The organism is Psychroflexus sp. MES1-P1E, assembly GCF_002836055.1.
Classification (GTDB): Bacteria; Bacteroidota; Bacteroidia; order Flavobacteriales; family Flavobacteriaceae; genus Psychroflexus.
On record NZ_PJBS01000311.1, the window covers coordinates 42,924 to 67,754 of the forward strand.

Genomic DNA, 24,831 nt, shown 5'->3' on the forward strand with positions numbered 1-24,831 from the left:
GTTTTACCAGTCTTTTCCTGTTTTGGATTTTTGTCCTTTAGCTTTTTGTGCATTGAGTTTTTCCTGCACATCTTTCTCTTGATTCTCTATAGCTTCTAGCAAACGCTCAATTTGCTCTGGAGAGATTTGTCCTTTTTTATTTTGAGGTTGTTGTGGCTGCTTTTGCTCATCTTTCCCGCCATCTCCTTCTTGTTCTTTTTCCTGTTTACCTTTATCTCCTTCTTTATCTTTTTGATCCTCTTTATTTTCGTTTTGATCCCCTTTTTCTTCCTCTTGATCTTTATTTTTGTCCTCTTTTTCCTTATCCTTGTTATCGCCTTTGTCTTTATTCTCTTTACTTTCGTCTTCTTTTTTATCCTGACTTTTATCCTCTTTGTCGTCACCATCCTTACTGCCATCGTTTTTCTCGTCTTTCAATTTCGACTTGGCATAAGCAAGATTATATCTGGTTTCTTCATCTGTAGGATTGTTACGTAAAGCATCTTTGTACGCCTCTACAGCAATTTGATATTGCTGCTCTTTCATAAAGGTGTTCCCCAAGTTATGGTAACTTTTGTGCTTTAGTGATTTGTCTTCTGTAGACTCAATCGCCTCAATTAAGCGAAGTTTAGCAGATTCAATTTCATTGTTTTCTAGATACAAATTTCCAAAATTGTAACTGATATCTGAATTGTCTTGGTCCATCGCTTTGGCTTCGCGAACTTTAGCTTCAGAAATAGGAAAATTGCCCGCATTGATTTGTGCATCAGCGAGTAATGTTTTGGTTTCCTTGGAAGCCTTAGAGATGTTTTGAGCATTACCTAAGGCAACACAAAATCCAAATATCACTGTGGCCCATACTATTTTTCTTCTATGCATCCTCTTTTTCATGTTCATTAAATAAATTTAATCTCTTTATCCAAGCAGTTTTACGCTCTAGTAGCAAGATATCAAATAGAACCAAAAATATACCAAAAGCTAGAAACCATTGGTATTTACTCTTAAAATCGGCAAATTGTTTTGCTTCAAACTCTGTTTTTTCAATTTTTTGTAATTCTTTTAAGATATCGTCAACAGCATTAGACGTATTCGTCCCATCTATATAAGCCCCATTCCCAATTTCAGCGATTTTTTGAAGTGTTCCCGTATCTCTTTTAGTGATAACAATTTCTCCGTTATCATCTTTTAAGTAGGATTGAATTCTGCCTTCTTTTTTAATAGGAATAGGATCTCCACGTTCGGTTCCTACGCCAATAGTATATATTTTAATCCCTTCAGCAGCAGCCGTTTCTGCCATGCTTTCAACATTACTGTCATGATCTTCACCTTCAGAAAGAATAATCAAGACTTTATTGGTTTGGTCATCGTCATTATAATACGATTTTGCTAAGTCTATAGCTTGTGAAATGGCTGTACCTTGACTGGAGACCATATCGGTATTCATGCTTTGCAAAAAAGTCTTTGTACTCGCATAGTCGGTTGTAATGGGGACTTGAGGGAAAGCGCTCCCTGCATAACCTACTAATCCCACGCGGTCTGCAGTAAGCTTATTCACTATTTCAGTGATGATCCGCTTTGATTTTTCCAGTCTGTTAGGGGCAATGTCTTCGGCTAACATACTTTTTGAGACATCCAGAGCAAAAACAATATCTACTCCTTCTCGCTTAATAGTTTCCATTTTGGTCCCTAACTTTGGGTTGACTAAAGCCATGACGAAACAACAAAAGGCAAGAGCCAAAACTATGAACTTTAAATTGGCTTTAAAACTCGATTGGTCAGGGGCCAGCTTTCTAAAAAGCTTGATGTCTGCAAATTTATGTTGAGCTTTCTTTTTCCAATACACATGGCTCAAGAACAGAAACAGCAAGATTGGTAACACTAGGAAACCCCAAAAATAAATTTGTTCTTCTATTATAAACATTTATACAAAGCTTCTAAAAAGTGTGTGTTTCAATAAAAATTCTATAAGTAATAAACCTCCCGCTAGTATAAGGAAGATTCTATATTTCTCATCATAATTATAAAATTTAAATTCTTCAATTTCTGTTTTTTCTAAGGCGTCAATCTCTTCATAAATAGCTTCAAATTTTTGATTATCAGTAGCTCTAAAGTATTTACCACCATTACTTTCAGCTATGGTTTTAAGCAAAGCTTCATCGATTTTGACTTCAATATTTCTGTATTCAAATTGTCCGTTAGCTTTTATCCCCACGGGAGATAATGCCATACCATTGCTACCTACTCCAATGGTGTAGGTTTTAATATCGTATTCTGTTGCGAGTTGTGTTGCTGTCTTAGGATCAATAAAGCCTGCATTGTTTTCACCATCAGTTAATAGAATAATCACTTTACTTTCGGCCTTACTATCTTTTAATTTATTGACAGAGGTAGCCAATCCCATCCCTATAGCAGTTCCTCCTTCTATGTTTTGACTATACTCCAGATCGTTGATAGCATTAAATAGGATTGACTTGTCCGTGGTTAAAGGAGTTTTAGTATAACTTTCTCCAGCGTAGATCACAAGCCCAATACGATCGTTTGGTCGGCCTTCTATAAAATTAATAGCTACTTTTTTTAAAGCTTCAAGCCGGTTGGGTTCCAAATCTCTAGCCAACATACTAGCAGAGATATCTACAGCCATAATTATATCAATTCCTTCTGTTTTCTTGACTTTGGTACTGACATCTACAGTTCTTGGTCTTGCCATCGCTATAGTTAATAACACCAAGGCTAGCATTTTTAAGATAAAGAGAAGAGGACGCAACTTCGCTAAAGTACTCTTCTTAAACCCCTGCGTACTTGACATCTTTATACTAGCATTTTGTTGATCCCTTTTTTTCCAATACCAAAACACAGCTAAGGGAATGGAAAGTAAAAGCCAAAACCAACTTGGATTTTCAAAAGTAAAGTTTTCAAAAATCATCATTTTTCTAAAGATTTAAATTCAACTGCATTGATAATTCGTTTAGTAATGCTTTCTCCATATTCATCATCACCATCACGGATTATGATAATTTGCTGGAATCCTCCATTACCAAAATTCAAAATTTGATATTCTTTTCTAATGTCACTTTTGGTAATCGGGTTTTCTATGGCAAAACTTCCAAATACTTTTTTCCCTTTTACCCCTCCAATAGTTTCAAACTCTTCAGATTTAGACAAGATGTTATAAGCCCCTCTTTCTTCAAAATCAGTATAAATACCATCCACAACAGCATCTAGATTTACCTCTTGAGCTTCTTTAAAGCGTATTTGGTTTAGCACTATATAAAGGCTTTGGTACATAGATCCAGAGCTATACATCTCTCTGTCTGCTACATTCTGTTTTAGACTTTCAGGAAGTTCATAATCCCCTCGAACCAAGACTTGTGGTGTTGTCATACTCATTGGCGGAACTCCGTAATCACTAGTCATCCAATTGCCTTCCAGCAATTCTTTGGTTGGGTTCCCAATGATATTATCTTTAACATAAGCATATCCTTTGGTGGCTATCACCACAGAAAGTACAGCGATAATCAAGACTGCTCCAAGGATAATTCCTACAATCCATTTTTGTTTTCTTCGTTTTTTCGCCAGTGCTTCTTGAAACGCTTTGTCTTTTTTGTTTTCCTCCTCTGTAATTTGTGGAATAGCACTTTGAACATTTTTTAAAAATTTTTCAATTTGCTTTCTATCCGACTTTAAGGTAATGAGATCGGGTTTGCTTTTAGCGAATTTTGCTAGATCAGCTCTTCTTAGAATCTTTTCATACTCTGCTATGATATCGTCTTTCAACGCCAGCTTTTTCTTTTCTTTTCTAAATATTAATTCTGAAATAAGCTCATTAGTCGTAAATTCTAGAGCTCTTATTTCTAGTTTTTCTTCCAGATATCTTCTGGTAATATTGGTAAGTTCTGTGATATACTCCTTAAAATTTCGAGACTCTAATGCAGTGGACATATCTAATTCTTTAAGATATATCATCGCTTGTTCAAAAGGAGGAATTCTCCTTTTGGCCAAATCTCTTTTCTTTTTGAATTTGAATAATAAGAAGGCTATACTAGCTAATGCTGCTATAATTCCTATCGTCCACCAGAACCAAGAAGCGATGCGGAACGGCTTTTCTACACCAATTGATGGTTTTATAGGAAATAACTTTTGTTGAGTCGTATCCAAAACCACATCGTTAACTCGTATCCTTAGTGTGTCCGTGTAAAACGCCTTATCATTAATTTTCACCAATTGAGGAGGAACAGAATAGGTTCCAGAATCGAATTGTGTAAGTTTATAAAGCTTGGTGAGTTTAAAGTTTTTTGCTTCAGGTTGTGTGGTATCGATTTTATAATCTTCGACCATTTCCAAAGGCACAAAAGTTTGATCTTTCGGGAACACCACAAAGTCTTCGTTACTTATATTTTCAACTTCAATAGTATAATCAACCTGTTCTCCAATTTTAATGGTATCCGCGTTGGTTTTGAAATTTACCTCTTGTGAATAAGCGAAACCAAAAACAAACACTGAGATAAAAGTCAAAGTGAGTTTCCGTGTCATATCGAAGCTATATGGATGTAATGGTTTTTGCATAACTCTTATCTGGATTTAAAATAGCCAAGGAGTTTTATCACATAGTTTTCATCGACTCGATTGCTTAAATAGCCGGATCCACTTAACTTGAAGGCTCTTTGAAAATAATCTACTCGCTCTCTATACTGTTTTGTAAAGGCTTTCCTTGTAGATTTACTTGACGTATTGATCCACATAGCCTCTCCTGTTTCGGCATCTCGCATTTGGACCATTCCTAAATTAGGAAGTTCTTCTTCTCGCTCATCGAAAATGCGGATTCCCGTGACATCATGCTTCTTCCCTAAAATCTTCAATGTATGCTCATAGTCGTCAGATAAGAAATCTGACATCACAAATACTATCGCTTTTTTCTTCATCATATCGATAAGGTATTTGAAGGCTTTTGTCAAGTCGGTAGTTTTATGAGAAGGCTTAAACTCAATGAGTTCTCTTATAATTCTCAAAACATGCATTCTCCCTTTTTTAGGTGGGATATAAAGCTCTATCTGATCTGAAAATAACATCAGGCCAATCTTATCATTATTTTGAGTGGCCGAAAAAGCTAAGGTGGCTGACATTTCTGTTATGATATCCTTCTTAAAGGTTTCTCTAGTCCCAAATGCAGTAGATTCAGAAATATCTACAAGCAACATCATCGTTAACTCCCGTTCTTCTTCAAAAACTTTTATAAAAGGCTCATTATATCGAGCAGTTACATTCCAATCTATAGATCTTACGTCATCTCCAAACTGGTAGGCTCTAACCTCACTAAACGTCATCCCTCGCCCTTTGAATGTAGAATGGTATTCTCCACCAAAAACATGATCGCTTAACCGACGCGTTTTGATTTCTATTTTTCTAACTTTCTTTAAAAGCGATTTGGTATCCATGGATTGTGCAAACTAATGATTCGATCTAGAACTAAATCGTTAAGGCATTTTGATTATTAAGCGATTTAAAATTTGTACACATAATTTTAAATACAAATTTACGGGACTTCTATTTCATTTATAATTTTGCTTATAAGATCTTCAGATTTTATATTTTCTGCCTCGGCTTCGTAAGTAATTCCTACTCTGTGTCTTAACACATCGTAGACAACTGCTCTAACGTCTTCAGGTATAACATAACCTCTTCTTTTGATGAAGGCGTAGCATTTGGCCGCTATCGCCAAATTGATACTTCCCCTTGGAGAAGCTCCAAAACTTATTAAAGGCTTGATCTCGGCCAATTTATATTTCTCCGGATACCGAGTTGCAAAAACTATATCCAAAATATACTTTTCAATTTTTTCGTCCATATATACCTCCCTCACAGCACTTTGAGCTCTGAGGATTTGCTCGATAGAAATAACGGGGTTCACTTTTCCAAAACTGTTATCGAGATTGGATCTCATCACCAGTTGCTCCTCTTGAATGGTTGGATAATCTATAACTGTTTTCAGCATAAATCTATCCACTTGAGCTTCGGGTAAAGGGTATGTTCCTTCTTGCTCCACAGGATTTTGAGTAGCCATTACCAAGAAAGGCTTATCCAGTATAAACGTTTCATCTCCAATAGTCACTTGTTTTTCCTGCATAGCTTCTAGTAGGGCAGATTGTACTTTGGCAGGCGCACGATTTATCTCATCGGTTAAAACAAAATTGGCGAAAATCGGTCCTTTTTTAATGCTGAATTCATTTTCTTTCATGTTGAAGATCATGGTTCCTACAACATCCGCAGGCAGTAAGTCTGGCGTAAATTGAATCCTGCTAAAACTTCCCTGTACAGCTTTAGCTAGCGTGTTAATCGCCAGAGTCTTTGCCAAACCTGGCACCCCTTCTAATAAAATATGGCCTTGTCCCAAGAGACCTATCAAGAGCCTTTCTATCATGTGCTTTTGACCAACTATCACTTTATTCATTTCGTTAGTGAGAATGTCTACAAAAGCACTTTCTTTTTCAATTTTTTCGTTAATCGAGGCAATGTCTACATTAGCTTGATCCTGATCCATATTTAATATCTTATAGCGTTATAACTTATTCTTATATCAAGTTGCAAATTGAAAATTAAATCCATTCTGAGTTGTTAAGACTTGGTTAAAAATAAAGGATTTACGATAAGCTTATGAGTCTGGATAAAATACCCGTAGATATTTGAGAATTACATTTTATAAATCCACTGTTCCGGATTTAGTTTGGAAGTATTCTTAAACAGTTGAAAGATGAGAGTCGTTTTACCTGAAGATGAGTTGATCCCTATCTCCCCTAGTTCTTCTCCTCGTTCTACCTTATCTCCAGATTTTACAAATACTCTTTGGAGGTTATTATAGATAGATAAATAGTCCCCGTGTCTTACCATAACCACAACATTGGCGCCTGGAATTTTACTTATCTGGCTTACCTCTCCTTCAAAAACAGCTCTTGCAATGCCGTTTTTCTCAGTATCTATCCTTACCCCATTACTCATTATCTTAATAGTTTTGACAATAGGATGGGGGCGTTCACCAAAGCGCATAGACACAATTCCAGATTTTACTGGCCAAGGAAGCTTGCCCTTATTATTGGCAAAATCTTTGGCTAAAGCCTTTGCTTCTGGGGTGAGCTTAAAGGTTGCCTTGGCATCCGATCCCACTTTTTTATTTTCTATCGCAATTGCTTCCCGTATCAATCTATCAATTTCACGATCTATCCTACTCACTTCTTTTTGCTTTTGATTAAGCTCCTGAGCGTATTTTTTCTTCTGTTTATTTATACTGGTCAGAAGTTGTTCTTGTGTGTTTTTATCACTCACCAGCCTAGATTTCGTTTGGCGATTCTCTGCCAGTATTTTTTCTTGGTCTCTGCGCTGCTCAAACAGAGTCGAATTTAGGTTTTGCAGTGTTTTAGTTTGCGCCATAACCTCAACACCTTGCTTTTTGCGATATTGTGCAAACTGCTTCATGTATTGAATTCTTTTGTAAGCTTGTAGAAAAGACTCCGAAGAAAACAAAAACATAATCCTGCTTTTATTGGATTTACTTCTATAAGACTTCTGTATCATTTGCTCATAATCGTCCTTCAGCTGTTTAAGCTCATTTCGAAACCTGTCAATTTTATTGGCATTGCTAGTGATTTCTCTTGTCAATAAATTTGCCTCTTGGTTGTTGACTTGGATTAATCTTTCTGTCGCTTTAATTCTATATTGAAGGTCCTCAAACTCGCTTAAAGCCGATCTACCTTTTGACTCTGTGGTTCTTATGATTTTATTAATCTCGTCAATTTCCTGCTGAATGGCTTGACGTTTGGCTTCAAGCTCTCCTCGAGTTTGTGCAAAAACCTGTTGGCTAGCACAAATCATGAAGAAGACAAGTATGTATTGAAGGTATTTCATCAAAATTCTAAAAAGTCGTAGTTATTTGGAATAGAGAAGGGGAAACTGAGTTCTTCATCAAAACTAACCGAGCGATAATCCAGATCAATTCTCACTTTCTCATCACCATTTTGGGCAGTCAGTCTTATTTTTGACGGAAATTTCTTTTGATTGATCAATTGAAATTGGTCGTAATCTATAACCAAGCTTTCGCTATTCTGATTCCGAAGAGATTGAGATTTCATTTCAAATTGACGCCCATCTATACTCGCCGAATACGATAAAACATTTTTGATGTTCTGCAGAAAAACATAGGTATTCTCATCAAAGAGCATTTGTTTCTTTTCGAGATCGAACATTGGCTTGCCTATTAATAAGTTCTGAAGGTTTTGAAAGTTGACATCGACTCCCAGAAACTCTTCGGCCATTGAAAAATCACCATCAAAGTAAGTTTTATTTATCTTTTCATAATACATAAACCGATCTGGGGTAATATAGACTTTAGCAACGGTCAATAATCCCATCAATTTTGCACTCATCCAAATCGCCTTATCTTTTTCAATTCTATATGAAATAGTAATGGATTGCGAATCGCCTTCAGCCTTATACTTTGCTTTCATAGTCCCATTGGCGGTTTTAAAGTCGGCAAAATTGTCTTCGTACCTATTCATGACCGCTCTAGCTGATTTTTCTTTTAACCCAGAACTCGAATTGCTTTTCAAGGACGTGCAACTTGTGAAAGGTATAACTACCAAAAGGACTAAACTTATATGTAAAAAATGGCGATTCATCAATTTGCTATTATTATTAATTTTTTCTTGTAAGCCTCCGCTTTTTCAGTTTCACCTAATGCCAAATAGGAGTCTTTTAAAATTTTAAACATGCTTCGCTTTAGATTACTATCCTCGAAAATATAGTCTAAACCTTCTTCCAAAACCTCAATAGCTGCTTGGTGTTTTTTCAATTTGTTCAAAGCTAATCCTTTACTATAATATAGCAATGCTTGTGAAGGGTAACTCTGTAAAGCTTCTTCACTAGTGTTTAATAAGTCCTCAAACTTATTTAACTCCACTTCAAGCTCAATGATATTTGTTATTAACCTGAAATCATTAGGCTTATTGCGTAAAGCAGATTTATAATTGTCTAAGGCTTTCTCCTTATCTCTAGATTTATAAAATTCTCCTAATTCTGCTTTGCTGGAGGAGTTCTTTTCTGAGGTGAGTGCTGAGTCTAATACGCTTACAAAAGCATCTTGGGCATCAGGATTTTGGAGCGCAAAGGCTTTAAAGGAGTTGATCACTTTTACTTTATCTTTTTCTTCTAGAGTGAGGCTTTCCAACACTTTTTGACTGTAAGCTTTAGCTTTTGGGATATTTCTAGTCACCAAATAAGCTAAAGCTAATTCTACATTAATTTCTGGGTTAAAAAAAGAGTGTTCTTGCACGCGAATCCCAACTTTTATAGATTCTTCTGGAGCGTTGTTAAGCCTATAAAGTTCCATAAGGTATGTTGCCGCTCGAGTATCTTCCAAAGAATTTTGAAACCTGCCTTTAAAATAGTTGACCCCTTTTTTTAAGAGGTCCCCTTCTTTATAAATGACCATTCGAAATTGATCTCGAAACTCATCTAAACCCTCCGTCGCATCAAAACGATCCAAGGCTTGTAAAGCTTGTTGATATTCATTTTGGATCAAGTATAAATTCGACAACTCCTGATAATACACCGGATCACTTTCAGCTATAAATTGGGCGACTTCTATAGCATCCTCATACCTTTTCTGCATGGAATAAACATAAAACAACTGCTTGTGAATGTTTATATTTTCTTTGTATTTTGAATCTTCTAAAGTCTTTTTTAAGAAGGTTTCTGCCTTGTCGTAGGCTTCCAAATCGATGTAATTTTTGGCTAATTCGTAATACACCGCCGTATTGTTGGACTGAAGCTTTAAACATTTTTCTAATTCTTCTATCGCTTTTTGGGGATTTTCTATAGCCCTTTGGGCAATCGCCCTAAAGAAAGTCTCTTGAAATTCGTCTGTGTTATCTCCAAGATTATCCACGTTGATCTCTTCAGATAAATTGTCTTTGTCCTGAGCATGACTGTGAAGGGACAGCAGCATTACCATGAAACAATAAAGACGAATGTGTTTTGACATACCTTTTTTAATCTAAAACCGAATAATCTCCTATACTTACGGATGTGAAATTCCCATCAAATTTAGCGAAGTTCCCTATCATAGCTTTATCAAGATTAGCATTAATAACTTGAGAGTTTTCTTGAATCAAGGAATTTTTAATGGATGAGTTCTCAATCGTTGTCCCATTTCCAATAGAAACATTTGGACCGATTTTAGCATTTTTCAAAAACACATTTTCCCCGATAAAACAAGGCTCTAAAATTTCAGAATTTTCAATTTTTACGGAGGAAGACATCAATTGTTCTTTTTGGTCTTCATGAATAAACTTCAGCATTCTAGAATTCGTCTCAACGGTCACCTTTTTATTGCCACAATCCATCCATTCGTCAACCTGTCCTGGTTTAAAAATAGCCCCATTTTCTTTCATCTTTTTAATCCCATCATTGATCTGGTATTCTCCACCATGCATAATGTTTTCTTCGATGACTTTCTCCAACTGAGTTTTAAGCTGTGACACTTCTTTAAAATAGTAAATCCCAATCACTGCCAAGTCAGAAACAAAGTCCTTAGATTTTTCTACTAACTCTGTAATCTGTCCTTTGTCATTTAGTTTTATGACCCCAAAAGCTTCAGGATTTTCCACTTGTTTTACCCACATAACTGCGTCTGCTTCTTTATCTAATTTAAAATCAGCTTTAAACAGAGTATCGGCATAAGCAATTACAGCAGGACCACTCAATGAGTCTTTAGCACACATAATGGCGTGACCGGTTCCTAAAGGTTTATCTTGATAATAAATAGTCGATTTCGCCTTTAAACTTGTCGCAATACTTTTCAGCTTTGCTTCAATTTCAACACCAAAATCTTCAGAAATGATAAAAGCGATTTCATCTATTTCATCTTCAAGCACCTCAGCTATACCTTCAACCAAACGCTGTACGATAGGTTTTCCAGCAATAGGTATTAAGGGTTTTGGAATGGTAAGTGTATGTGGTCTTAATCTTGAGCCTCTTCCGGCCATAGGAACTATAATTTTCATAAAATAAGTTTAATAATTTTTTGCACTAAGATAGCCTTCAGCCCTTACATGCTTGTAAATATCTGATATGTTTTCTGGTATCTCTGCTCGAATGAACCAATTAACATCAAGTCCGCAGAAAATTGCCATTTTCAGTAATGGTGGGTTTTCTCCGATAAGACGACCTAATTCTTCAAGGTTTTCTTCTAACTCTAGTAAGTAATCTTGTTCTAATTTATCGATCAGAACGAGAATTTTATAGGCTCTAGCGATAAGCGCTACCCCTATCTTTTTAAATTTAAGTGGCGTAGCTTTACTAATATGAGAATTATTGTGTTTTAAAACTTCCTTCAATAACAGCAAATTTAGACTAGCCTCTCCAAATTTATCTTTGGTGATTTTGACGTGTTCGGTAATATCACCACTCAAAAAACGGATGTCCATGTTTAAATACCCCACAGAGTAAAATTCCTTACCGAACAGTTTCGTTCTCTCTTTAATACTCTCTTCCATTTGGGAGCGCTTATCTTCTAAACTAGTAGAACTCACCATTTCAAAATACAAACGCTTGGCCAATATCTTATCTTTTTTCAACAAGCGCAAGATGAGTTTATCTTTTTCTTTGTCTGGAAGAAAGCTAAGTGCTTCTTTAAAGTCTTTTTCGAATGTCATGTCTATCTAAAATTAAAAGTAGAACCCTCTTTTGTTGATTTGCTTTTAAAATACGTCGTATACCAATTTAAACCTATAATAACGCCATAAGTTGTTTTACCAAAACGAATCGGCTCAGGTTTTTTTAGTCTGCTTTTTATTAAAAATAATGACCGTAACTAAGGCTATGCTAATTATTTTTAACTTCAATCAAAAAACCTATGCTGAACTATGTCGTAGTATAATTCAATTTATTTATACGACATCATAAATTTAATTTGGCATTAGTGTCCCGTACTTCCAAATCCTCCTTCCCCTCTTTGAGTTTCTGTCAAGGTGTCTTCTTCTTGCCACTCGGCTTGTTCGTGTTTTGCTAGAACAAGTTGAGCGATACGATCGCCTGAATTTATGGTGAAAATCTCCTTTGATAAATTCACCAGAATAACTCCAATTTCTCCACGGTAATCTGCATCTATAGTGCCCGGAGAATTGAGAACCGTGATGCCTTTTTTGAGAGCCAAACCGCTTCTTGGTCTTACTTGGGCTTCCACACCAAGAGGAAGTTCTATAAAAAGTCCTGTTTTGACAAGACAGCGCTCTAAGCTTTCTAAATGAATAGGTTCCTTCATGTTTGCTTTAAGGTCTACTCCAGCAGATTGAGACGTCTCATACTTAGGCAATTCAAAAGCGGAACGATTGATAATCTTTACTTTCATGGTTATTTTGATTTTATAAGTCTTTGGAGTTCCTCTTTTTCGCTTAGATAAACTCCAACACAGAATACTAAAATGAGAGAAATTCCCACTGGGTAATTTTCTCTGAAATAATAAAACGAAAGTATAGAAAATAGAATTGAAACACCGAGGTAGATTGATATTTTACCGTATTTGTAAGGAATGGCATAATGCTTTTGACCCAAGAAAAACGAAAGTAACATCATACTGGCATAGGCTGTTAAGGTAGCTATTGCTGACCCGACATAACCGATTTTAGGAATTAACCAAAAGTTGATTGCTATTGTAAAAAGCGCTCCGACTGAGGAGATATAAGCACCATAGTGAGTTTTGTCTGTGACCTTATACCAGACCGAAAGATTATGATAAATTCCTAAAAACAAATTGGCCAGCAGAATGATTGGAACAATCTTCATGGCTTCCCAATAGCTCTCATCTTGGATTAAAAGCTGTTTAAAGACATCTGCAAATACCATAACGCCCAATAAAATTATAGATCCAACAATCACAAAATATTTGGTGATCATCGCGTAAGCTGTTTTGGGATTTTTGCTGGACGCATGACTAAAAAAGAAGGGCTCTATACCCAGTCGAAAAGCCGTGGCAAAGAGAGTCATAAACATCCCTAGCTTATAACAAGCCGAGTAAATCCCAATTTGTTCTTTAGCGATGTTTTCTGGTAACATCCGTTCCAAAAACAAGCGGTCTACAACCTCGTTGATAGAAAAGGCAAACCCCGCAACCAAAACCGGAAGACCATAGGACATCATAGATTTCCATAGGCTCCAGTTAAATTGAAATTTGATTTTCTTAAAGAAATCGAACAAAAGAAATAAAGTAACCCCACTGGCAATTAGCATAGAGATAAAAATGTAGGTTACTTCAAAATTGGGAATATAGATCGATTGGAAGAAAGAATTTGTTTCAGACCATTGGCCCAAATAGAGAAGAAAAAATACGCTCAAGCCCAGATTTATGCCAACATTTACAGTTTTGATAAATGCAAATTTCACAGGTTGGCTGGTCGCTCTTAACCATGAAAAAGGGATAATTGCCAAAGCATCTAAGGCCAGAATCCAAATGATGATTTGTAGATTTTGAGGATTGATCCTTGTGAAATTTTCAATGTTTGATATCGATAGGTAGGCTAAGGCTAGAAAAGCCAGTGTTGTAAAGAGAATAGACCAAGTGGAGGTGTGTATAACTTGAGATTTATCTTCTTCTTTATTATAAAACCTGAAAAAAGCTGTTTCCATCCCATATGCTAAAATCACATTGAAAATAACAAAGTAGGAGAAGATGATGGAGTAATCTCCAAAGGAGTTATTTTCTAGGACCCCAGTATATAGAGGAACCAAAATAACTGAAAGCATCCTCGGGATTACTGTCGCTACTCCATAAATAAAGGTGTTTTTAAAAAGCTTTTTATAGATACTCACCCGAGAAATTCATTTTTTTCAAATGTAGTAAATTATAAAGTCGAACCATTACAAAATAAGTTGTCACATAACTTGGTGGTTTGTCATCCTAAACTTACCTGAATGCAACTGGCAGGTAGACCTGTTTCAGGATCTTCAATTGACTTGACTTTTACTATTCTAAAATTCTGAAAACTCCATCTTAAAATTTCATTGGTCGGGTTATACTAAATTGAGACTCCTCCTCTTCAAGTTCAGCATACCTAGCCTATTCTACAGAAATTAAAATATCATCCAATTCATAAGTTCCATCACTAGCTTCAGCACCGCTGCCTATATATCTGAAGGCGATATAGCCATCTCCTTCAAAACAGGACATATCTACAAGTCCAGAGCTGACCCAGTCTGCAAAAAATTGATCATCTTGAACGATTTCTGCATCTAAAATACTTGCCCAATTTGCTGCAGAGACGCCTTCTTCTGTTCCGTCCCAGTCGACAGAATAAAGAACCTGTAATACGCTTTCATCGGAAAAGCTGTTGGAGGTTTTAAATTCTAAAGTAACTTTTGAATTGGCCTCAATAGGGATTACTGGAGTAATCAACCAAGACACATTAGTGACATCCCCAGAGTTAAAAGACCCTGCTCTCGCCGATATTCCTAAAGACTGGTTAGTCCCGTTATCCAAAAAAGCTTCCCAGGCTTCAGAACCCGATTCTATATAATTGGTCCAACCAGGAATACTCAGGGGATTATTTGTGTTTTGGTCTTCAAAATCAATAGTGATGAATTCCATTGCTGCTGGAGTAGCAGCGATTCCACAAGAAAACACAAGGGGATCACAACGTTCTCCAAGCATAACTACATCTGCAGGGGAATTGATATAAAACGTAAAAAACTCGCCAAGAAAATCTCGTGTGACAATCCCTTTCAAACTTCCAGACCCCGGAGGTAGAGAAAGCCCCTTAAAATCGGAGAAGGTACTTGTACTAAATATAAGTTCTGCAGAACTTACGCAGCTTTCCAAACTTCTTTCTCCATTAAATTCGTCTTGTGTCTCGGAGGCGTATGTTGTAGAAGTATTGTTCAAGAAATAAATACCTGAAAATTGAACATCCGTAAGTTCAACATACGTATTTGCATCCGTAAACACCAGTTCTGATAACTGTTTTTGAGTGGCGACAACTTGTGCGGTTATCGTGTCTCTTATGATATGCTCTTCTACAAAAGATTCTGGAATTTTTCCAATAGTACTTCCATCTACCATTCCCAATCTGGGTTCACTCCCTTCTCTCTGACCTAAAGTAAGGCCATCGAGTTTGATATATACCTTTCTTCCAAAGTTATATTTTGTAAACAAAGGGCTTAGGTCTACTTGAACAGCAATACCATAAGTAGGAGCTTCTGGCTTATCTTGGACGATGAGCTCTCTAAAGAAGTTCCCCCCTTCATCGTTCGACACGACATAGGCTTCAGCAAAATTATTCGTTGCCTCAAACGTAAAGAGGCTGTCGTTTTGAGCTAGAACTCCAGCTAGAGAAGCTAAACTTATAATGTTTCCCTCTATTTCAGGAGGGGTTTCCATAAACTGGGGTGCATTATAGTCGTCATCTTCTACACAGGAAGAGAAGAATAGGAGCATCCCTAAGCAAAGGAATATCATGTTTGTTTTTATCGGTTTCATCAGTCTGCCTTTTTATATTTTTAAAATCTTATATATGCGCTTAAATAATAGGTAGTCCCGAAGCCAAAGAAATACCGGTTACCAAATAGAGGTCCATTTTCCCGATTGAGATCTTCGCCTCTGCTTCTATAATTACTCGTTCTAGATTGTTCGAATCCTCCTGTTTTGTAGTCTTGATCTAGCACATTATTGACCACTGCAAAAAAACCTACGTAGTAATCTTTGACTTTCCAAGATTTACCACCTATCATATTCACAAGCAGATAGTCATCAAAGCGTTCCTGCTTTAAAATATCCTTAGCTAGAATTTCATCATAATCATTATAAAGAATTCCGTCGGTATCCAAAGCAAAATTATCAGATCGTAAAAGTCCGCTTGGACTTATATAAGTATGAGAAAAGTGATTGACCGTGACGCCAAAATTCCAATATTGAGGATCTCGGTACTCGAAGCCCACTTGGAAGACACGTTCTGGACCACTAGGCACTCTCACATTTTTTAACTCGGTTTTACCATCGCCAAACCTCAGCTTCACCTCTGGGAAATTCTGACTGGACAAATACAAATTTGGATTACTATCGTAAATGTAGTGCCCAAAAGAGCCTGCTGCCTTAAGAGTTAATGTGGTAAGAACTTTTGCTTCTACACCAAATTCAGCCCCATAATGTAACCTGTCGATACCCGTCATGACTTCCTGCACAAAAGCATTATTTTGATTGTTAGCCACCGGTAAGCCAGTTAATTCTTCTGTATAATAAAATCCAACATTGGTTTCATCTTGAAAACCAGTATAAAACCCCGTGATGCGCCCGCTTATAATTGGAGATTTATAAATATAACTGAGATCTGCAGATTGAATTTTCACCTCCGTTATCCCTTCAACTGTATCTCCATTTTGTCTGGCGTTGCTGTAGGAGTTCTGAAGAGTAGGTGCATTTTGAAAGTAAGCCGCATTTAGAGTAAAAACATGTCTTCCCGTTACTCGAAAAGTTGCCCCTCCTTTTAGAGCATAGGTTGTGAAATCCAATTCTTCTCCTAGACCAAAAGAACGCCCTTCTGGAAAAAATCCATTTTCATATAAGCCTGTTCTTTGATAAGTTGTCTTCCCAAAGCTTAAGCCCGTGTAAAAATCTATACGTCTATATTGAAACTGAGCTTGAGCAAACGCATCATAAACTTCTGCATCAACCTTATAATTGTATTTATAACGTTCTCCTTCTAAAACAAGGCGATTGGGATTTCTGAGATCACTCTGAGCCAGATCTGTTCCTATCCCTGTAATTAAAGAACTTTCCTCAGCAAAAAAATCTACATCTAAATAGTGGTTTCCCCCTAACAGGTCTTCTAGCTGAGCAAAGTTTTCACTCTCGAGCTTCCTGTAGTTTAACCGGCCATTAAGTGTTATATTTTCGGCTAATTTTACATCCAAAATAGTATTGGCCATGACTTGTTTGTCTTCAACACGATCGGATTGGATAGCATAAGTAGAATTTCCACCCCTATTCTGATTTAAGAAATTGGCAAAGTAAAGATCCTCCCATTGAAATTGTCCATCGTTTTGAAACTCTCGCTGAGCTAAAAAAGCCCCTTGATAATCTAGTGGAGTGGGGTTAGGGTCTCTTAAATAATAGCTTGGTAAGTTTTGATAATAAATAGGCGAAGGATTTCTTGCCCCGCCTAGGTAGGCTTGTTCACCAGTATTAGGATCTGTAAATAATCGCGTGCCGCCGTTTTCTACGCGGGAGGTAGAGGAGAATCCAAATTGGTAGCCCACATTGGTATTTAAAGAAATATGATCGGTAATATCCCAATAGTGATTTAGCATAAAAATAGGCTCTTCGGTTTTACGAATTCTAGAATTGCGCCGAGCACCATCATAGCTTCCCCAATTCGGATTGTAGTCTATACCTTTTAAGTTGACAACCTCCTGAGTCACCGCCGTTCCTAATCCTCGTCTGTTGGGGGCATAAAAGCCTGTAAAATTGAGACTATGCTTATCATTAATTTGGTTTTCAACAGAGACAGAAATAGAATTGGCATCGTATAAGGTTCCTTCTCTAAAGCCTTCCTCGCCATAACGTCTAGACAGCAAGACTGAATAGGACCAACCGCCGTTGAGTAAACCAGAATTATAACTTCCCATAATTCTGCCCTGGTAGCTTCTGTTGGAACTTGCGAAAGACACGCGCCCCCCTTTTCTCATTTTGGAGGCTCTCATTATAATAGTAGAGACCCCTGCTACATCCCCAATAGTGTAATCACTTGCTTCTGTATTTTTTGAAAACACTCGATTTCTTTGCACATCGTTAAGTCCTCCCCAGTTCGCCCAGTTGGGCCTTCCAGAAAACTGCTTGTTCATTTCCAAGCCATTAATTAGTAATTTACCATTGGCGTTATCCAAGCCTCTTGGATTAAAAAAGGCAGCACTAAAATCAAATGCCGCAGCTCTTAAGTAGGTATCTTGAGACGAGGCTAAAAGACCAGAAATATTAAAAGAGCTAGCATCATCTCCGTCCAACTCATCATCGGATAAAGAAATAGTGCTAATCTGTCTATTTTCCTCGCTTAAATCAATAGTGAGATAAATCTCACCTAGGTCTAGTCGTTGTCCTTCATTGATGATGATCGGAAAACGTTTAGACTCATAATTAGTGGAATTTACAGCCAAAATTTGCTCCCCTAAGGGCAAATCTTGAGAAACAAACATAAATCTTCCTTGTTCATCGGTCAGTACTTTTATGCCCGTCCCTTCAATAGAAATAGTTATCCCAGGGAGTGGCTGTTCTGTATCCATTTCCAAGATTATGCCTTTAACATCAGTTTGCTGAGCAGTAGCAACTATCCCCATTAAGATAAGGGGAAATACATAAAACAGTAAATGAAATCTAAACATAACCGTCTATTATGTATTAAAGTTAACATAAGTCTATTTATATAATGCAACTATTTAAATAAAAAAATATGTTATTTTTATATTTCAAACATATACTATACTTTATATGTAATTAGTATGAGATGATTTCAAGTCAGAATCTTCAAGGTCTCGTTTTGGGATTTATAGTCCTTTTGTGTAGCTGTTCTTCGGTACAGAAGACAACGCCTCCATCTCAAGGATCAGAAGAATTCCTTATCCATACTATAGGATTTTACAATTTGGAAAATTTATTTGATACTGAAGATGACCCCACTAAATTTGATGAAAGTTCTCCTCTTATGGAAATCGCAGAAGGTGAACGCGAGACCATCTACAGAGCAAAAGTCAGAAACATGGCCAGAGTTATTGCAGACTTAGGGTCTGAAGTCACAGGAAAACCGCCAGCGATGATTGGCGTATGTGAAGTTGAAAACTTTAACGTGTTGCAAGATCTAGTAAACGACCACTCCTTATCCGACTATGATTACGGGATTATACATTACAACTCGCCAGACGCAAGGAGTATCGACGTGGCATTTCTATATAGAAAAAACATATTTAGGCCCATCCACTCCAAGGCCCACGAACTCGTGTTGTATAGCGATACCGATAGAACCAAACGGAAGTATACCAGAGATCAGCTTTATGTTAAGGGAAAACTGGACGGTGAGGAGATGCATTTTATCGTAAATCACTGGCCCTCTAGAAGAGGAGGCGAAAAACGCAGCCGCCCCAATCGCGTCAACGCCGCTAAACTCACTAAAAAAATTAAAGATTCTATACAAACCCAAGACCCCTATGCGAAAATCCTAATTATGGGAGATTTTAATGATGGCCCTTATAACGAAAGCATAAAGGAGGTTTTGGAAGCTCAAGAATTTTCTGAAAATGTAGGAATAAGAGGACTTTATAATCCCCTCGAAAAGCTCTTTAAAAAAGGCATTGGCACCGTTGCCTGGAGAGATACCTGGGATCTCTTTGATATGATTCTAGTCTCGAAACCTTTAATTCGAACTACCGATTACTCAAGCTATACGCTTTACCAGGCCAATATTTTTAATCCATATTATTTACAAAATCCAAAAGGCCGCTTTAAAGGCTACCCCTTTCGCTCCTTTGCCGATGGTGGGTTTACCAATGGCTATAGTGACCACTTTCCGGTATACTTATATCTGATTAAGAAAAAGTCGGCAGTGCCCTTGCCTTATGACTAGAATTTCTATACCATAGTTCGTGTTGGTTTTTATATTCATTTCAAATTTTTCAACTAACTTTGGAAATTCTAAATCTATAATAGCTCCGTAGTTCAATGGATAGAACAAAAGTTTCCTAAACTTTAGATCTAAGTTCGATTCTTAGCGGAGCTACACTTATAATTTTGATTTTATTCTAGTTAAGAGAAACAGGTACTGAACCCTGTTTCTTACTTATTTCTTTAGCATTTTTCGTTAGATCAATATTAGAAATACGGGCTTCTCCAATTTGATCTTTCAATCCTTCAGTTTCGCTCCAGTTCCAAAAGGTCCAGCGGTGCGCAAAAGGAATACTGTCAATCTCCTTATAGTCTTCATAATTGATCGCATGCGGATTTTGAGAGGCTTTCTCTTCGCTTTTACCGCCAAAGGTGACAATATAAGCCATAGCAGCTAAAAGATTATCTTCTTTACGCTGGTAGACCACATACCAATCGTCTGGAGAGTCCCCAACGTTGTTGCCAAAAGTCAATTTGGTGGTTTCTAAAACCGAATCGTCTTGATAAGGTAAAGGCTTTGTTTTAGAATGATATGTCCCAATATCGTTTAATTTATAGGGAGCCATAAAGAAGTAAGACCAGGTTAAAGCATCAAATCTGGCACCCTGATATAGACTGTCTTCGGGGTGTATCCACACTTCAGACCCGTCAAAAAACAACTCTGTCCCTTCTTGGTTAACTACCTTCACCTGAGATGAATTGGTAGTACTATAAATCTTAGCCTTTAGTCGGTCCTGACCGTTAAAGTTGAGTTCAATATCGAAACTTACCAGATCTTCTTTTTGGAAGGCATCCAGTTGATGTGCTTTTTCTAAGGAAGCGACTAGGGGATGAGTTGCTTTCGTTTGTTTTTCGGTATTATTTTTAACCTCTTGTTTATCCTTGTCTTTTTCTTTCGGAGAAGAACAGGCTAGCATAAGAAGCAGAGCAAAACTATAGCTGAGTAATTTCATGATATTTATTTTAGTTGCTAATTTAGGTAGGTTTCATAAAATGGCTTGAAACAGATTGGTAATAATAACCTAAAGCAAAATGTTACTCACAGATTTTAGTCTTTAAAGTTAAAATTGAGATCTAAAACCTAAATTTCAAATACCCCACAAAGAATCTAGGTACAGCTCTATAGACTAAATCACCTCTCTGGAAATTAGTGATGGAACTAAACGTGTAGGATCTGGCATTAAAGATGTTTTGAGCATCAATGCCAAACACATAAGATTTTTGATTAGGTCGGTACTCCAAATTAAAACTACTGGTCTGATAAATTTCAGAATTCACTTCAAAGACTTCATTTCTGAAGTTGCCAAATATCCGATCGTTAAGCCTGAGTATGGTTTCAAGCTTTGCATTATAAATGGTGTTTGTGTTGGTAGACTCGCCAATTTCTCCTGAATTTGAATTTACACTTCCAGAAAATTTAAAGTTTAAAATGCCATCCCAGTACGTCGTTCCTCTGAAATAGTACAAGTCGCTCTCATTACTTATATCGAATAATTCACCATTCAGTACAGAAGGGTTTTCAAAAATGGTTTTGGTATAACCGATTTTGAAACTAGAGTCTACAATGGGTAAATACGTAGTAAAACCTAATCTTCCTGTCAATAGACTTCCGCCAGGAATAAATTCTCGTTGGGTCAAATTGAGATTTTCACTCAATAAATTATCCGCCGACAATTGTTTATCGTAATCAGAATAAGAAACTCCGGCTTCAATTAAAATTCGCTTTTTAGGACGGGAAAAGATATAATTAAACGAATATTGATTTCTGGAAATACTTTCTAACCTATCGAGTCCCAAAATCAAACTCCTGTAATTTTGTACGATGAAGTTGCTGTTTAAATCGCTTAAACTAGGCAATTCATTGATTCTTTTATATCGAATGGTAAAACTGCCTAGCTTTGTTTTCCTCAGCCTCAACGAAAGATTAGGGTTAAAAAAAAGAAAACTTCCGGAATCTGTACTTGTCCTTAAATTTACATTAGACAGCTCGAGATCGCCTTCAGCAATAAGCTTGTCTGGAATAAATTCATATTGAGTTTTAAAATTTACAAAGGATTTGAATCTTGCTTCTGAATTTGTTCCCGATAAACTATCGATTTCAGAATGTATAATTGCTCCTACACGTTCACTTGAAGCATGGTCAAAATCTCGTTCCTGATTTAGAATCCCAGCTTTGATAGCATAGGTCAGTTTATTAAATTTCAAAATCGCACTGCCTTCCAAACCTTGATAAACGGTATTATCTTTTATTTCAGTTTTGAGTTTTTCTGAATTTGAAGATTCATCTGGCGAGATGGTGTTTGGATTGATGGTGAATCCTTGTTGATCTTGGTCAACTCCTGTAAAGCCATAAAACGTAAGTGCGCCGTTGGTTATCTTTTTGGTAAAGTGAACATTGGTGGATAATCCAATACGGCGTTCGTCAAGAACCTGAGCTATTTCGTCGCTAGAATTAAAAAGGAGTTCATGATTCACATCAGAATTGGTAAGAGATACATCGGTTTGAAAGGTGATAAAATGATTTTCGTCAATTGAATGTTTAATTTCAAAATCATTTCTGAAGTTGATATTTTGAGTTTCAAAAGCATTGTCTTCTCTAAAGGTAATATCGCCTTCTGGCAAAAAATAGGAGGTAAGATTAGAATAATCACTTTGCAATTGGTCTGCAGTGACAAATAAAGAGTTTCTTAGTTTGCTGTCTTTCCAAATGGTTTTATTGGCTAAAAGGTTATTGGAAACACTTTCATTTTCAACATAAAACTTATCATCTATCAAAATTGAACTGGATTGCAATCTTAAAAATGAATCTTGATCCAAACTGAAATTTTCATCAAAATCATTAAACCCCATTTGTTCATATATATAATTATTGAGTTGCTCTCCAGCTGGCTTACCAATCGAATTGAGATTTCCTAAATCCAGAAACTTGATTTCTGGTCGTATGAGTCCAAGATTAAGATCCACTTCGTAGCGGCTATCATTTCCTAGTCCAGCTTTTGCACCTCCAAACCAAATAGATTTAGCTTTGTCTTTTAGCTTAAGATTAAGCACTACCGCTTCGCTGTCAAGAAACTGCTTCAACACAGGGTTCTCACTATAGTTATTGATGACTTCTACTTTGCTTAGCACAGCAGCTCCCAGATTTTTAGAGATGGTTTTATAATTTCTGTCTGCCAAATCATCGCCCTCTATGAGTATCTTTTGGATGTTTCTGCCCTGAGCTTTTATATTGCCATCGTTGTCGATTTCTATGCCCGGTAGGTTTTTTAAAACATCCTCAACAGTTTGCTCGGTCTTATTAGTAAACGCAGAAACCCGATAGGACACCGTATCTCTATTCACCTTAATTTTTTCTTCAGTTTCTAAAACCACTGTGTTGAGCTGTTCTACTTTAGGTTGAAGTGAGAAGTTTCTAATAATAGATTCTTGAGAATTCTCGATGGCTATTTGTTGAGATTCGTAGCCAAAACTACTTACTTTTACATATAGCGAATCTGCGTCCGTATTTACCGATAACTTATAATTACCATTTTCTGTGGAATAGGTGTAGCCTAAGATCTTATTGGAAAGTGAACTTATAACGATACTCGACCCTTCAAGAGGTAAATTAGTTTCCTTTTCTACAACTTGTCCTTTTATTATTAACTCTTGGGCTTGACTTAAAAGAGACGCAAGTAAACTTGAAAAAAGCAGAATGAAATGAAAGATCTTCAAGTAATAAGATTTTGATTAAAAAGATGACTAGCTAATATTATTCTTTAATTTCATATACCTCTATATAAGTCTTTGTTTTCAAAACTTTAGATTTTGATCCAGATACCCCCATGTTTTCTCCTATCATTCTGCCTCCTATTCTAGCATCAAGAAAGGATTTAATTTGGTTTTTTCTAAATTCTTCAAATGAAATCCATGAAGGATTGGGATTGTTTATAGGTTTTAATAAATGGGAGTGCTTAGTAGGGTATTCTATATTTTTAAAATACCAATAGATTTCTTTATTGGTATCATAAGCTTCCAAAATTAAACCTGGTAAACCTACTAACTTCCAAGGACCGTAAGGTAGTGGGATTTGTGATGTAAACCAAGCGGTATAATCTCGCCCTCTAAAATGAGCTGTTGCTTTTTGTACTTTATAAATCCCTATCATTTTGGTTTCTTCTTGGATATCCCAGAGAATATTTATTGTGCTATCTTTAACGTACTGAAATCCTAAATCTCTAGAAAAAAAAACTCTTTTCTTAGGATTGTAATAATATTGAAAGCCTTTGGGATTGGTAGCTACTGTAATATAATGACCATTCCCTGAACTATTAAAATAAGATTTCTGTTCATATATGTTTTCTCCTTCCAAAGAATCTTTCCTTGTTACATATAGAGAGTAGTTTTTATCAAACACTAACATGGCTTTATAATCTGGACCAATAGGTGCCCCCATATCAATACTCTGGATTTCGCCGTAATTGACTATACCAGTTTGGGATAAAACTTTTAGACTAGTTAAACATATAAAAATAATAAAATATTTCATATTATAAAAAATTAAGGCTGGAAAATTGATCCCAGCCTTTTGATTAATATTATCCACAAGAATCTTCAAATTGATCTCGAAGATCAGCTGCAAATTCACAATCTACTGCCATATAATAATCTAATACTCCATCATTGTCACAGTCTACGAATGCTGTACATTGATTACCTTCTTGAACTTCTATAGAAGTTTCTTCTGCAGAAATAGCATTTAGACTAAATAAGGGTAACATTAAAAATGAAATTAATAAAGTTTTCATGATATTTAAATTTATAAATTAAAGTGTTGCAAGTTTAAATCTTGCCAGATTATTAAACATAGGTGTTAACCTAAGTAGAGATCTCATGAAAAATCAATATACTTGTAGCGTGAGCGAGTATGAAAATTTCATGCTTGTTGTTGTGAAATGCTTTTCTTCGGAGAAGCATTTCCTTTTTTAAATTAGAAAAACATTGATATGATTTTATAATTATTGCTCTAAACTAGAAAAAAAAATCAGTTATCACACATTCCTAACTGTTAAATATTCAATTAATGGTTAAATTTACTATTAAAACTTAAATTAATTAAGGTTTAATAGTAACAAGTCGCAATAAATATAAGGCTTTTATAAGAATAGCACTTATTATAAAACACTTCAATT

The 24,831-nt window shown here is 36.2% G+C and carries 20 protein-coding genes and 1 tRNA gene; 2 read left to right on the plus strand and 19 right to left on the minus strand.

Annotation, left to right across the window (positions count from 1 at the left end):
• Nucleotides 1-3 precede the first annotated feature (3 nt).
• From CXF67_RS11945 to CXF67_RS12015, 15 genes are all read right to left on the minus strand, one after another.
• Nucleotides 4-876, minus strand: a complete 873-nt coding sequence (locus CXF67_RS11945) for a tetratricopeptide repeat protein (protein ID WP_257984681.1) — start codon at nt 874-876, stop codon at nt 4-6.
• Nucleotides 851-1,900, minus strand: coding sequence for a vWA domain-containing protein (locus CXF67_RS11950; RefSeq protein ID WP_102088952.1), 1,050 nt, complete (start codon nt 1,898-1,900; stop codon nt 851-853). Before CXF67_RS11950 ends, CXF67_RS11945 begins: the two co-directional genes overlap by 26 nt.
• Nucleotides 1,901-2,905: a vWA domain-containing protein gene (locus CXF67_RS11955; protein WP_102088953.1), complete on the minus strand. Its 1,005-nt coding sequence runs from the start codon at nt 2,903-2,905 to the stop codon at nt 1,901-1,903. It abuts the gene before it with no gap.
• Nucleotides 2,902-4,542 (minus strand): hypothetical protein, encoded by a 1,641-nt coding sequence (locus CXF67_RS11960; RefSeq protein ID WP_102088954.1) that lies wholly within the window; start codon nt 4,540-4,542, stop codon nt 2,902-2,904. Before CXF67_RS11960 ends, CXF67_RS11955 begins: the two co-directional genes overlap by 4 nt.
• Nucleotides 4,543-4,547: 5 nt before the next feature.
• Nucleotides 4,548-5,411: a DUF58 domain-containing protein gene (locus CXF67_RS11965; RefSeq protein WP_102088955.1), complete on the minus strand. Its 864-nt coding sequence runs from the start codon at nt 5,409-5,411 to the stop codon at nt 4,548-4,550.
• A 98-nt stretch (nt 5,412-5,509) separates the two neighbouring features.
• Nucleotides 5,510-6,514, minus strand: a complete 1,005-nt coding sequence (locus CXF67_RS11970) for an AAA family ATPase (RefSeq protein ID WP_102088956.1) — start codon at nt 6,512-6,514, stop codon at nt 5,510-5,512.
• A gap of 149 nt (nt 6,515-6,663) precedes the next feature.
• Nucleotides 6,664-7,872 carry a murein hydrolase activator EnvC family protein gene (locus tag CXF67_RS11975; protein WP_102088957.1) on the minus strand — a complete coding sequence of 403 codons (1,209 nt, stop codon included), beginning with the start codon at nt 7,870-7,872 and terminating at the stop codon, nt 6,664-6,666.
• Nucleotides 7,872-8,522 carry a lipoprotein insertase outer membrane protein LolB1 gene (locus tag CXF67_RS11980; RefSeq protein ID WP_257984682.1) on the minus strand — a complete coding sequence of 217 codons (651 nt, stop codon included), beginning with the start codon at nt 8,520-8,522 and terminating at the stop codon, nt 7,872-7,874. Before CXF67_RS11980 ends, CXF67_RS11975 begins: the two co-directional genes overlap by 1 nt.
• A gap of 119 nt (nt 8,523-8,641) precedes the next feature.
• On the minus strand, nt 8,642-10,006 hold the full coding sequence (locus CXF67_RS11985) for a tetratricopeptide repeat protein (RefSeq protein WP_102088959.1): 1,365 nt from the start codon (nt 10,004-10,006) through the stop codon (nt 8,642-8,644).
• A 7-nt stretch (nt 10,007-10,013) separates the two neighbouring features.
• On the minus strand, nt 10,014-11,027 hold the full coding sequence (locus CXF67_RS11990; protein WP_102088960.1) for a sugar phosphate nucleotidyltransferase: 1,014 nt from the start codon (nt 11,025-11,027) through the stop codon (nt 10,014-10,016).
• Between the two features lie 9 nt (nt 11,028-11,036).
• Complete coding sequence (locus CXF67_RS11995) at nt 11,037-11,678, minus strand: hypothetical protein (protein ID WP_102088961.1); 642 nt, start codon at nt 11,676-11,678, stop codon at nt 11,037-11,039.
• A gap of 263 nt (nt 11,679-11,941) precedes the next feature.
• Nucleotides 11,942-12,373: a dUTP diphosphatase gene (gene dut, locus CXF67_RS12000; protein WP_102088962.1), complete on the minus strand. Its 432-nt coding sequence runs from the start codon at nt 12,371-12,373 to the stop codon at nt 11,942-11,944.
• Between the two features lie 2 nt (nt 12,374-12,375).
• A complete protein-coding gene (locus CXF67_RS12005) occupies nt 12,376-13,830 on the minus strand; it encodes a lipopolysaccharide biosynthesis protein (RefSeq protein WP_102088963.1) in 1,455 nt (484 codons plus the stop codon).
• Nucleotides 13,831-14,077: 247 nt separating this feature from the next.
• A complete protein-coding gene (locus CXF67_RS12010; protein ID WP_102088964.1) occupies nt 14,078-15,493 on the minus strand; it encodes a DUF5689 domain-containing protein in 1,416 nt (471 codons plus the stop codon).
• A gap of 20 nt (nt 15,494-15,513) precedes the next feature.
• The gene (locus tag CXF67_RS12015) at nt 15,514-18,387 is read right to left on the minus strand and encodes a carboxypeptidase-like regulatory domain-containing protein (protein ID WP_102088965.1); all 2,874 of its coding nucleotides are present in this window, start codon (nt 18,385-18,387) and stop codon (nt 15,514-15,516) included.
• 122 nt (nt 18,388-18,509) lie between these two features.
• Here CXF67_RS12015 and CXF67_RS12020 point away from each other — a divergent pair, with 122 nt between their 5' ends.
• Nucleotides 18,510-19,622: an endonuclease/exonuclease/phosphatase family protein gene (locus CXF67_RS12020; RefSeq protein WP_102088966.1), complete on the plus strand. Its 1,113-nt coding sequence runs from the start codon at nt 18,510-18,512 to the stop codon at nt 19,620-19,622.
• 81 nt (nt 19,623-19,703) lie between these two features.
• Nucleotides 19,704-19,775, plus strand: a tRNA-Arg gene (locus CXF67_RS12025).
• A 22-nt stretch (nt 19,776-19,797) separates the two neighbouring features.
• Here CXF67_RS12025 and CXF67_RS12030 read toward each other — a convergent pair.
• From CXF67_RS12030 to CXF67_RS12045, 4 genes are all read right to left on the minus strand, one after another.
• Nucleotides 19,798-20,613, minus strand: a complete 816-nt coding sequence (locus tag CXF67_RS12030) for a hypothetical protein (protein ID WP_145990464.1) — start codon at nt 20,611-20,613, stop codon at nt 19,798-19,800.
• 121 nt (nt 20,614-20,734) lie between these two features.
• Nucleotides 20,735-23,374, minus strand: coding sequence for a carboxypeptidase-like regulatory domain-containing protein (locus tag CXF67_RS12035; RefSeq protein WP_102088968.1), 2,640 nt, complete (start codon nt 23,372-23,374; stop codon nt 20,735-20,737).
• A 37-nt stretch (nt 23,375-23,411) separates the two neighbouring features.
• Complete coding sequence (locus CXF67_RS12040) at nt 23,412-24,188, minus strand: GLPGLI family protein (RefSeq protein WP_102088971.1); 777 nt, start codon at nt 24,186-24,188, stop codon at nt 23,412-23,414.
• Between the two features lie 49 nt (nt 24,189-24,237).
• Nucleotides 24,238-24,420 (minus strand): hypothetical protein, encoded by a 183-nt coding sequence (locus CXF67_RS12045; RefSeq protein WP_145990465.1) that lies wholly within the window; start codon nt 24,418-24,420, stop codon nt 24,238-24,240.
• Between the last annotated feature and the right edge of the window lie 411 nt (nt 24,421-24,831).

Excerpts from the sequence above, each read along its gene's own strand:
- CXF67_RS11955 (WP_102088953.1), bottom strand. The coding sequence starts at position 2,905 with ATGATGATTTTTGAAAACTTTACTTTTGAAAATCCAAGTTGGTTTTGG.
- CXF67_RS11960 (WP_102088954.1), bottom strand. The coding sequence starts at position 4,542 with ATGCAAAAACCATTACATCCATATAGCTTCGATATGACACGGAAACTC.
- CXF67_RS11970 (WP_102088956.1), bottom strand. The coding sequence starts at position 6,514 with ATGGATCAGGATCAAGCTAATGTAGACATTGCCTCGATTAACGAAAAA.
- CXF67_RS12020 (WP_102088966.1), top strand. The coding sequence starts at position 18,510 with ATGATTTCAAGTCAGAATCTTCAAGGTCTCGTTTTGGGATTTATAGTC.
- CXF67_RS11990 (WP_102088960.1), bottom strand. The coding sequence starts at position 11,027 with ATGAAAATTATAGTTCCTATGGCCGGAAGAGGCTCAAGATTAAGACCA.
- CXF67_RS11995 (WP_102088961.1), bottom strand. The coding sequence starts at position 11,678 with ATGACATTCGAAAAAGACTTTAAAGAAGCACTTAGCTTTCTTCCAGAC.
- CXF67_RS11980 (WP_257984682.1), bottom strand. The coding sequence starts at position 8,522 with ATGAATAGGTACGAAGACAATTTTGCCGACTTTAAAACCGCCAATGGG.
- CXF67_RS12045 (WP_145990465.1), bottom strand. The coding sequence starts at position 24,420 with ATGTTACCCTTATTTAGTCTAAATGCTATTTCTGCAGAAGAAACTTCT.
- CXF67_RS11975 (WP_102088957.1), bottom strand. The coding sequence starts at position 7,872 with ATGAAATACCTTCAATACATACTTGTCTTCTTCATGATTTGTGCTAGC.
- CXF67_RS11965 (WP_102088955.1), bottom strand. The coding sequence starts at position 5,411 with ATGGATACCAAATCGCTTTTAAAGAAAGTTAGAAAAATAGAAATCAAA.
- CXF67_RS12040 (WP_102088971.1), bottom strand. The coding sequence starts at position 24,188 with ATGAAATATTTTATTATTTTTATATGTTTAACTAGTCTAAAAGTTTTA.
- dut (WP_102088962.1), bottom strand. The coding sequence starts at position 12,373 with ATGAAAGTAAAGATTATCAATCGTTCCGCTTTTGAATTGCCTAAGTAT.
- CXF67_RS11950 (WP_102088952.1), bottom strand. The coding sequence starts at position 1,900 with ATGTTTATAATAGAAGAACAAATTTATTTTTGGGGTTTCCTAGTGTTA.
- CXF67_RS12030 (WP_145990464.1), bottom strand. The coding sequence starts at position 20,613 with ATGAAATTACTCAGCTATAGTTTTGCTCTGCTTCTTATGCTAGCCTGT.
- CXF67_RS12015 (WP_102088965.1), bottom strand. The coding sequence starts at position 18,387 with ATGTTTAGATTTCATTTACTGTTTTATGTATTTCCCCTTATCTTAATG.
- CXF67_RS12010 (WP_102088964.1), bottom strand. The coding sequence starts at position 15,493 with ATGAAACCGATAAAAACAAACATGATATTCCTTTGCTTAGGGATGCTC.
- CXF67_RS11985 (WP_102088959.1), bottom strand. The coding sequence starts at position 10,006 with ATGTCAAAACACATTCGTCTTTATTGTTTCATGGTAATGCTGCTGTCC.
- CXF67_RS11945 (WP_257984681.1), bottom strand. The coding sequence starts at position 876 with ATGAACATGAAAAAGAGGATGCATAGAAGAAAAATAGTATGGGCCACA.